The sequence below is a fragment of the Salinicoccus albus DSM 19776 genome (assembly GCF_000385175.1).
GTDB lineage: Bacteria > Bacillota > Bacilli > Staphylococcales > Salinicoccaceae > Salinicoccus > Salinicoccus albus.
On record NZ_ARQJ01000004.1, the window covers coordinates 1 to 1,837 of the forward strand.

Sequence of the window (1,837 nt, forward strand, 5' to 3'; positions counted from 1 at the left end):
AATCGAGTAGGGTAAGATAGCCTTACCCTCTCACACCACCGGACGTACGGTTCCGTATACGGCGGTTCAATTCACGTTGTTAACTATTAATAGTATTATAATATTCTAGACAGTTAACTAGCCCGGCTTGGGCTAGTTTTTCTTTTGATATAGCTCTTTTAAGACACGTTTTCGTAGCGACCCAAATATATCTGTCACCGCAATATGCGGTCAGTCTGGCTAAATCCTTTCCTATGCCGAGCTTCTTTAGCCCCCATTCTCTTCGAGTAGGCACTTTCCACATCTTCCAGATACACATTCTTAGTCTTGTTCGTAAGTGCGCGTCTATCTTCTTTAGATGTGTTCGCATCGAACTGGTTGAGAAGTAGTTAATCCAGCCTCTAATCACCTCATTAAGTTTTCTTACTCGGTATCTTAAATTCACCGACCATCTTCGACTCGTGAGTCGTTTCAATGTTTGTTTGAAACTTGTTATCGAATCTTTGTGGGGACGGCTCTTCCATTTGTTCGCTTTGCTGTCTTTATGGAAACCGAATCCAAGATATTTCAACTTTGTTGGTCTCGTGATTCTACTCTTGGTTGCGTTCACTTTCAGGTCAAGTTTGCATTCAATCCAGTGAGTGATAGTTCGCAGCGTTCGCTTAGCACTTGCCTCGCTCCTCACAAGAATCAGACAATCATCTGCATATCTTACAAAGTCATGTTCTCTTTTTTCTAATTCCTTATCGAGTTCATTGAGCATTATATTGCTTAGTAGCGGTGAAAGGTTGCCGCCTTGCGGCATGCCTACAGAAGTTCTCTCAAATTTCCCGTTAATGATTACGCCTGCTCTTAGATATTTGTGTATCAATGATTCCGTATCCGGGTCTTGTATCACATTTCTAATCAGACTCATCAATTTGTCATGGGGGACACAGTCGAAAAAATTTTCTAAATCTATGTCTACCACCCACAAGCTGCCTTCGTTGAAATAATTCAGTAGTTTCTGTATAGCCATTTCACAACTGCGGCCCGGTCTAAATCCGAAACTATTATCTGAAAAGTGCACTTCGAATTTCGGACTTAGTATTTGAGCCATTGCTTGTTGAATTACACGATCGATAGCTGTTGGGATACCGAGCAATCTGACGCCGCCTTCAGGTTTTGGAAACTCTACACGTTGTACTGGTTGGGGAATATAGCTTCTCTCTTTAATATCCCGGCTGATTATTTTCCAGTTTTGTCGGATGTAGCTCCCCAATTCCTCTACTGTTACATCATCTACCCCGGCCGTCCCTTTATTTGATACCACTTGTTTGTAAGCCTTTAAAAGGTTCTGTCTGTCTAAAATCATGTTTAATAGCTTTGACATGTGTTTTTGTTCCCTTCTGTTGTCTCTCATCTTATCTTAGTTTTCCAGTGATGCTCAGCAGATACGCCGCCTTGCATGACTCATCAGATTAATGACAGATACATACGTTTCACTTCAAACACGGTGAATTGTTCAGTCCTTCGGTATTTACCTACTATGACTTTTGCTGACTTCTCATGATTCGTTGTTACTACTAAGCGTTCATGAGACCTCACGGGATAAGTCATATATCTTTCTTCGTTTACCTGCAGGATTTACACCATAGGGTTACGGTTATCTTTAGGGACTTTGTTGTCTTAAGTCAACTCACCCTCCTACAATGCCTCATTATCCTGTTCCTATTCGTCAGGCCACGATTTCGCTATCGCTTCCTCTCCCCCACATCTCACGATGTGAAGCTTGCGAGTCGCTAGCTAGCTTCGTCGATAACTACGCGCTAAGAGGACTTTCACCCCAGATATATGACATGCCCGTCATACTTAAAAA

General features: G+C 42.1%; 1 protein-coding gene. It reads right to left on the bottom strand.

Annotated elements, in window-relative coordinates; translation table 11 throughout:
• Nucleotides 1-79: 79 nt before the first annotated feature.
• Nucleotides 80-1,351 carry a group II intron reverse transcriptase/maturase gene (ltrA, locus tag G343_RS0100090; RefSeq protein WP_020006093.1) on the bottom strand — a complete coding sequence of 424 codons (1,272 nt, stop codon included), beginning with the start codon at nt 1,349-1,351 and terminating at the stop codon, nt 80-82.
• Nucleotides 1,352-1,837 lie beyond the last annotated feature (486 nt).

Bases quoted from the DNA above. Each gene is read 5' to 3' on its own strand.
- ltrA (WP_020006093.1), bottom strand. From the start codon at position 1,351: ATGTCAAAGCTATTAAACATGATTTTAGACAGACAGAACCTTTTAAAG.